General features: G+C 66.6%; 10 protein-coding genes. All 10 read right to left on the bottom strand.

From position 1 onward, the window contains the following. Positions 1–279: hypothetical protein (locus AAGI91_17235; GenBank protein ID MEM1044355.1), on the bottom strand; the 279-nt coding region annotated here is incomplete at its 3' end. Positions 280–368: 89 nt separating this feature from the next. Then, positions 369–794, bottom strand: a complete 426-nt coding sequence (locus AAGI91_17230; protein ID MEM1044354.1) for an Rrf2 family transcriptional regulator — start codon at positions 792–794, stop codon at positions 369–371. Between the two features lie 278 nt (positions 795–1,072). Continuing rightward, on the bottom strand, positions 1,073–1,633 hold the full coding sequence (locus tag AAGI91_17225) for a DUF6434 domain-containing protein (GenBank protein MEM1044353.1): 561 nt from the start codon (positions 1,631–1,633) through the stop codon (positions 1,073–1,075). Positions 1,634–2,078: 445 nt separating this feature from the next. Further along, positions 2,079–2,693, bottom strand: a complete 615-nt coding sequence (locus AAGI91_17220; protein MEM1044352.1) for a hypothetical protein — start codon at positions 2,691–2,693, stop codon at positions 2,079–2,081. Positions 2,694–2,879: 186 nt separating this feature from the next. Beyond that, the gene (locus tag AAGI91_17215; GenBank protein ID MEM1044351.1) at positions 2,880–3,224 is read right to left on the bottom strand and encodes a hypothetical protein; all 345 of its coding nucleotides are present in this window, start codon (positions 3,222–3,224) and stop codon (positions 2,880–2,882) included. Between the two features lie 163 nt (positions 3,225–3,387). Beyond that, positions 3,388–3,786, bottom strand: a complete 399-nt coding sequence (locus AAGI91_17210) for a hypothetical protein (GenBank protein ID MEM1044350.1) — start codon at positions 3,784–3,786, stop codon at positions 3,388–3,390. Positions 3,787–3,913: 127 nt separating this feature from the next. Further along, complete coding sequence (locus AAGI91_17205) at positions 3,914–4,618, bottom strand: hypothetical protein (GenBank protein MEM1044349.1); 705 nt, start codon at positions 4,616–4,618, stop codon at positions 3,914–3,916. 150 nt (positions 4,619–4,768) lie between these two features. Beyond that, positions 4,769–5,656, bottom strand: a complete 888-nt coding sequence (locus AAGI91_17200; GenBank protein MEM1044348.1) for a toll/interleukin-1 receptor domain-containing protein — start codon at positions 5,654–5,656, stop codon at positions 4,769–4,771. Between the two features lie 369 nt (positions 5,657–6,025). After that, on the bottom strand, positions 6,026–7,258 hold the full coding sequence (locus AAGI91_17195) for a flagellar hook protein FlgE (GenBank protein ID MEM1044347.1): 1,233 nt from the start codon (positions 7,256–7,258) through the stop codon (positions 6,026–6,028). Between the two features lie 138 nt (positions 7,259–7,396). Then, entirely contained in the window at positions 7,397–7,468 is a 72-nt protein-coding gene (locus AAGI91_17190; protein ID MEM1044346.1) for a hypothetical protein, read from the bottom strand. Between the last annotated feature and the right edge of the window lie 59 nt (positions 7,469–7,527).

The following is a 7,527-nucleotide window of genomic DNA, read 5'->3' as shown; positions in this document are numbered from 1 at the left end:
GAAAACAGCCCCGATGATCGTCACGATGCCGCCCCAGAGCAGATTCCAACCGTGCTGGTTGAGCACAGCGCCGACGGCGTCGGGGTAGTCCAGCACAAAGACCGCCGGGTCTACCGCATCCGCGATGTTGCCGAACCCGGTTGCGGGGTCAGACGCAATCGTCATCACACCGGCGAAGGCGTGGACCACGCCCCAAACCACCCACAGCACGGCCGCAATCTTGAGGAGGGCTGTGTGCGCTGTTGTGAACGCGAGCGTTTTCGTCGGGGTCGAAGCCATGGGAGGTCGAGGTGGGGAGATTGGAAGACCTGGCAACCAATGTGGTTGCATTTTGGGAGAGCGGACGGATGGCCTGGGCCGAGGCGCCTCTAGTCCGGTGCGCGAATTTGAGAACGGACGTGTCGGTCCATCTCGGCGACGGTTACAGCCTCCAGTCGATCCAGCAGTGCCTGCTCCGCATCGGCGCAGAGGTCGTTGACGAAGCCCGCGAGCACGAGGGCGGCGCGCCCGGCACATCCGCTTGGGTGACGAGGAAGGATTTGCTGGTTGTCGGCCACGGCCTCGTACGCCTCCCGAAGGGTGATCGTCGAAGCGGGGCGCGCAAGCACCGAGCCGCCCCCCCGGCCCCGCTGCGTCTCGATTAAGCCCGCACGCTGCAGCTTCGCGAGGACTCGGCGCAGAACGACCGGGCTCGTGCCGTACGTCCGGGCCAGTTCCTCGGATGTGATGGGCTCCCCGGCTCGTGCGGCTGAGAAGCCGAGGACGTGGAGGGCGATGGTGAGATGGCTGTTCACAAGGTTAATGTAACCGATATGGTTTCTATTTCCAAGTCGGGACCTCTGGGCTGTAGGGGCGGCTCGTCAGGAAGGACCTCTCTCGTGGCTCTCCCACCAACGATTCGCCACAGGGCCTGTGCGCCTCCCGATTCCACGCACCTCGAGGCAGAGCGCCGCCTCGGGGACACGAAACGTGCGGCCCCCAAACACCCGTCCCGAGGCTGCACCGCCCCGAGGCGGAGAGCAAAAAAGCGCCGCCTCGGGGCCGGCTGCGGGGGCGAGGGCGTGATTGCCGTTCACCCCGGGGGGTCTGACAGGGCATCCCACTCCGAGCGCCGTGCTGCGCGCTTGCGCATCCACGCGTCGAGCACCTCCTCTCGGGTCGCGTCCGGGTGCTGCTGGTAGTAGGCCCGCGTGTGGCGGTTGTACTCCAACTGGGACTCGATCGGCCGAGACGGGGTCGCCTCCGAGGCGGCCCACACGTCGACGGCCTCGCCGAGCGTCCGGCCGTCACCCGACTTGACGACGTCGATCAGCGCGCGGTTGAAGCGGAACGACGGGCCGACCTCCTCCTCAAAGAACGCCCGGAGCCGCGCCCCGCACGTCCACCCGCGGCCGATCGGCGTCTCTCGCGTGAGCACGGCGGGGATCGGGTCCGTCGGCCCGGTCCGCCTCGGGGTGGGGCGGAGCACCGAGCCGTCCCGGAGGTAGGCAGCGATCCGATCTCGCACCTCGACCTTGGGGCCGCCGGTGGGGAGGCCCTCGTGGCGGCAGAACGCGACGAGTTCGTCCTTGAGCCAGTAGAAGTCGAGGAAGTCGTCGGCGTCGAGGGTCCCGGTCAGGGGCGGACGGCTCATGGGGAGAAGGGCAGCGAGGGAGCCGTTCGACAACCGAAGGGCACGAGCAGAGGCGCCGCAGTATAGCCGCTGCCGACGCGGCCACCTCTGAGGCATTCGACGCCGCCTCGGGGCCTGCGCCACGCCCGCGATCTCATGCCCCGAGGCGGAATGCCCCGTCTACTTGCCTCGACGCGGGCGGAGCCAGTCCTTGTACTCCGGGCCGAGCCGCTCCTCTAGGTCGCGATGCTCCAGGAGAATCGTTGCCATCGTTGAGAGTGAGCGCGACAGAGCGGATTGCGATTCAGCCCCCATCCACATCGAGGTGAGGGAGAGCAAGGGAGGATGGCACGGCCCCCGGGCCTCAAACGGGCGCGGCCCCGAGGCGGGAGACGAAGAGGCGCCGCCTCGGGGCTGGCAGTGTCGTCGACGAGCCGGTCAGATCCGTCGCCCATGTCGCAGGCTCCTATGGACTCCCGCATTCGGTCCCTTCGAGTGCTTTCGCCTCCGCGAGCGTGCGCACCCCGAGTGCTCGCCGCTCGTCGTCGGACACTCGGCCTTCGTCCACGGGAAGGAGGTAGCGGAGCCCGTCCTCGTCGCAGCGGTACTGCGTGCCGTACCACTGCCGGCGCCCCGACGCATCGAGGTACCGGTCCCACGCAGCGGCCGAGAGCCACTTCGCGTCCACGTGGTTCGGGTCCAACTCGACCGCCCGCGTCGCGAGGTCGTATGCCCGTCGGTACGACGTCGTGTCGGCCCCGTGTTGGTAGATCATGGCCGCGTGGTAAAAGTCGTTGGCCGTCCGGGCGCCGTCAGCAGCGAGGACCGAATCGACGGCGATGAGACGGTGGACGTCATCGGCCAGCTCCGGGGGCATGTAGGGGAGGCGCTGGCGGAGGTCGTCGAGCGGCATGGCCGAGCCGTCCTCGTAGACGAAGGCGGCGCGCTCGGCGTCTGCTTGGTCCTCAGCGTAGGCTCGCGCGAGGACGGCGTTGTCCTCGGTTACGCTCGCAGACGTCCGAGCGGGGTTGGACGCGCACCCGAAGAGGGCGGCGGCGGCCACGAAAGGGAGGAGGCGCACGATGAGGGAGGAACAGATAACGGATCGGCCGATCCATCAGGAGAGACCACTCTGATCTCCTGACGGACAGCTACTCAGCCGTCGCCCCGAGGCGGGCACGCCGGCGAACGCACGATACGGACCGCCTCGGTGACTGAGAACGCGGCGCGGGGCGGTCAGCCTGCAGGCGCGGCGCTGTACCGGGGGCTACCGCGAGCCGTAGCGGCGACCGAGGCGGGCGAGTGCGAGCGCACGGATCACGTCGAGCACGTCGCTCAGCAACGGGTCCCTCGTCACCGACAGCAGGAACGACGTCTCGCTCGCCAACTCCTCCGCCTCGGCGTCGGAGATCCGAACGCCGCTCGTGAGGTCTACGTCGGAGAGGACCGGCAACGCGTACGCCCGGGCAATCGCGCGGGCCCGCCCAACGATCGCCTCGGATACCTCTGTATCCCGACGCGACGCGGCCCCCTCGAGTCGGAGGACGACCTGAGGAGCGCTGCCTTCGTAGTAGGAGCGCGAGTCGATCCGACCCAGGTAGCTTTTGGCCACAACGGTTGAGAGGTACAGCGAACAACAGTTGGCCGCTCAACCGCGAAGGGCTGAGGGCACGGTGACGGAACGAGCGACAGAACACACCGACGTTCGGCCGAGCCGGAATCGCCGCCGCCCCTTGACTTCCAGCTAATACCAAGCGCGGGTTACACGGCCGATGTCACAGTTCCGAGACCAACCGCCGGTACCGCTCGACCCACGCGGCGCCCTCGTCGGTTACTGTGAGCACGAGGTCCGAGATGGACCGGTCGGCCTCCGAACACCTGTTGGCTCCGAAGACGACGGCGTCGAACGAGAGGGCGGCCGGCTCGTTCTTCCACGTCTCGTCTGGGGGCCACGGTCGGAGGTCGCAGAGCCCGGCCGTGACAAGGTCCGTGGCGAGCATGGCGGTGCATTCGGATGCCACCTCGGCAGCGGCGGCACTCGCCTCAGCGAAGCGCGCCCGGACGTGGCACAGGAACTCGAAGTCGTCGCGGGCCTCGATCAGCACATCCCGCTTGAGCGAGCCGACGAAGCCCGTTGCTATGAGTTCGCGGTAGGCGGGCAGGTCGGAGCGCAAGGCCGTGTAACAGTTTGTGGCTCAGCCGCAACGGGCAGCGACCGCGGACGGTGAGAGAGGCAACGTAGACGCCGATGCCCAGACGAAGCAACAGTGCTGGAGTCCGTTGTCGGCCTGCAGCCGCGGGTTATGCCGCCCCTGCTTTGAGGGACGCCTTGATGGCTTCTGTGGCAGCGGAAACACCAATCTTCGTTGCCGCATCCAGCGCCCACTTGCCAGCCGCCTTGAGATGCTTACGAACCCCTTTGCTATCACCCTCCCGAGCCGCCGCCTCTGCTGCTGCCACTGAGCCGACAGCGACGTCATGCTCTACCGAGGTGGCTTCCTGCTTCATGGCTGCTCTCAAAAGCGCGAGGTCCTCGATCAGAGCTTCCATGTCAGGCGCTACCTCTTGTCGCCATTCAGTCCGGTCCACACTCGCTCCTGGACCGATGGCGACACCAGCGCTGTTCTCCAGCGTCACGTTGTAGACTGCTCCTCCAGTCTCAGTGCTGCGGTGGGACTCCAGAAAGTCCACGCTCATGCTCAGACCGTCGTAGAACCTCTCCAGCCAATCCCACTGGCCGCGCTGACTCGGTCTCCCAGAGTTCGCGTATGCGTAGCGAACTGGCGGAGTCCACGAAGCCGCGCTGATGCTAGCGGATTGAGTGATCTGAGCTACCAGTGCTATGAGCGAGTCGTCTAGCGGGCGAAGCTCGCTGTCCTTGAACTGAAGGTGGCGCGGTAGATCGACTCCCTTGTTGCCAAGCGCGAGCATAGCGGCTGCTCTCCCCTTGAAGGATTCCAGTCGGCGTATTGCCGCATCCAGTTCAGTCTGGAGTTCAGATCTCATGGGCGAGGCGGTAGAACAGGTGACCGCTCAGCCGCCCAAAGCTGACGGCGCGGCGGTAGAGCGAAGCGGAGGATACGCCGACGCTTGGACGCGCCGAGATCGCTGACGCTTTGGGTCGGACTGCAGCGGTGGGTTCTGCAGCCGGGTTTTTCAGAGTCCGAGTTCTGCTTCAACTACCTCTGCTAACTTGGCATAGAGCTCTTCCCGGTCCGCTTCACCCATGCGGATTATATGTAAACGAGGGTTGTTTAGAGCTTGAAACCGGGCCAAGCTGTCGTCTCTCAGGAAGCGAGAGGGCTTAACGACAACTGGTATAATTCGAGCGCCCTCAAGTTCTGCCGCCGCAAGCAGAGGAGGCAACTCGTCAGTCGCTATGAAGTCTGACGCTAGAAAGTCCGCGCTGATGAGCAAGACAGCGACTCTTGCTTTATCCAAAGCCTTTCTAATCTCTTCCTTCCACCTGTCCCCGGCTCTGATCTTGGTGTCCGACCACAGGTTCACTGCTCCAGAGCGCTCCACTGGTCGGAGGTGAACCATCATCCGGTCAAGGTATTCCGCATCGGCGTGGCTGTAACTGAAGAATACTTGGTCGCGACTGGCTCCCCCTCCATCAGGAGATCCGTTCCCTTGGGATGACGTGGAAGAAGACGCTGATGCGGTCGCGATTATGGCGTCTGCAAGCCGGGCGACGAGGCTTGCAATCGGAGCTCCCGGCTGATAAGTGATTGCCCGGACCGAGGCCAAGTCGAACGGTATCTCTCCAGGATCCTCGGTGATCAGAAGGATCGGCTTGCCCATGGCTTGGGCAAAACCCAGCTCAAGCATCACGTTCGCGTTGCGGCCAGTCGCGTCTCCGATGACCAAGGAGGAGCGTTCGATAGCCTCGCGAATGCTGCTAGTCACCTCTTGGCTAGGAGCAAACTGGAAGTCAGCTCGCATGAGCTCGAATCCTGCCTGGACGCTTGCAATGTTGACGGCGTCTCGCAGTGGCGCAGATTGCGAGTCGTACGGCACTGCAAAGAATATGTATCTATTCACTGCGGGAGGTGATCGAGTCTATAGCGTTCGGCCGAGCACGACGGCTAGGCTGCAGAACTACTACTTCAGTGGAGCGGCCGCCGCATAACGGGCGCCCGGCGGACATACGCGACGGTCGAGCGTGATAATAGCCCGGATCCACCCATATCACAGCGCGCATTGGTGATAGCGGGAAGCCATCGACACGCGCAGCGCTTGTAGAATCGGTCTTCCGGGCTTACCGGACCCCCCTCCGCCGCCCGCCTCGGGGCGTCGGCCCCTCCCGATATCACGCGCCCCGAGGCGGCGCCCGACCGCCTCGGGGAAACGGAGCGCGGCCCCGAGACCGGACGCCTCGAGGCCGCGCGGCTCCCACGAGTGGGAAGAGGGTTATCGCTTGAGCTGGACCGTCTCCTGCAGCAGCTCGTCCGATGTCGTCACCACGCGCGCGTTGGCCTGGTAGCCGCGCTGCGCCACGATCATATCGGTGAACTCCTCGGCGAGGTCGACGTTACTCGCCTCGAGAGCACCGGCGACGACCCCGGCCGGGATCTCGTTGCCGGCGCGACCCACCTGCAGCTCGCCTGAGGCCACCGAAGCCGAGTAGAAGCCGTCGCCGACCTGCTCGAGGCCGTCGGGGTTGGCGACCGACCCGAGGGCCACCTGCGCGGCCACGCGGCGCTCGCCGTTCGAGAAGGCCAGGATCAGACGGCCCTCCTGGTCGAACCCGTAGTCGACCAGCTCGCCGCCAGCCGAGCCGTCCTGGTTGGTCACGGCGGCCGTCGTCGAGCCGGCGTACTGGGTGAGCGCGCTGAAGTCGAAGTCGATCGCCAACGGGCTGCCGTCGGGGAAGGCGCCGGTCACAGCGACGAGGCCGGCACTCGTCTGGAGGCCGTCACTCCCGAACGTGATCACCTCGGTGCCGTCGGTCGGGACGGCGAGCGGCGTCGGCGGCTCGCCCGCCAGCTCGGCGCCGGTGAGCGTCCACTCGCCGGTGGCCGTCTTCTCGCCCGTCAGCACGAGCGTGTGCGGGGTGCCGGTGCCGTCGTAGACGACCGACGAGAGCGCGATCGGCGCGTCGCCCACCTCGCGGTCGGCGGCGAAGTTGCCCTCGATGGTCATCGACGAGGTGACGACCGGGGGCGTCGAGGCGGTCGGGTCGAGGCGGATGTCGGTGAGGGCGCCAGGCACGATCTCGCCGTCTACCGTCGCCTCCCAGCCCTGGGCGCGAAGGCCGCCGCTGGTCACGAGGTGCCCCTCCGAGTCGAACGAGAAGGCCCCGAGGCGGGTCAGGACCGGCCCGCGCTGGCTCTCGGCGATGAAGAAGCCGTCGCCGGCGATGGCCAGGTCGGTCGGGAGGTCGGTGTACTCGAACGCGCCCTGTGACCAGACCTTGTCGATGGCGCCCACGGTCACGCCGTAGCCGACGTTCGAGGGGTTGCGCGTGGCGTCGCCGTAGAGGCTGCCGCCGGTGCCGATGCGCTGCGAGAGCGCGTCCTGGAAGAGGACGCGGCTGCGCTTGAAGCCGGCCGTGTTGACGCCGGCGATGTTGTTGCCGATGACGTCGAGGCGGAGCTGGTTGCTGCGGAGACCGGTGATGCCGGTGCGGAGAGAACGAATCATTGGGGGTGTCGGTAGGCCGCGACGTCGGTCGGTCGGTCGCGGGCCGGCCTCCCGGGCCCCGAGGCGGCGCCTCGGAGCGTGGGTCCAGCCGGATGAAAAGAAGCGCCCCGAGGGGCGGTACCCGAAGTGGGCGGTGCCCTAGAGGAACAGGGCGCTGTCGATCTGGGTGACGACGCGGTCGGCCATCTCGCCCGGCGCCAGCGCGGTCACGACCGTGCGGCTGGGGACGTTGACGACGAGCGCGGCGTCGGCGGAGACGAGGACGGCGT

It is taken from the genome of Bacteroidota bacterium, from assembly GCA_038746285.1.
GTDB lineage: Bacteria > Bacteroidota > Rhodothermia > Rhodothermales > JANQRZ01 > JANQRZ01.
The sequence above is the reverse complement of the archived record's forward strand: the minus strand, read 5'-3'. Positions and strand labels throughout refer to the sequence as shown.

Bases quoted from the DNA above. Each gene is read 5' to 3' on its own strand.
- AAGI91_17225 (MEM1044353.1), bottom strand. From the start codon at position 1,633: ATGAGCCGTCCGCCCCTGACCGGGACCCTCGACGCCGACGACTTCCTC.
- AAGI91_17205 (MEM1044349.1), bottom strand. From the start codon at position 4,618: ATGAGATCTGAACTCCAGACTGAACTGGATGCGGCAATACGCCGACTG.
- AAGI91_17195 (MEM1044347.1), bottom strand. From the start codon at position 7,258: ATGATTCGTTCTCTCCGCACCGGCATCACCGGTCTCCGCAGCAACCAG.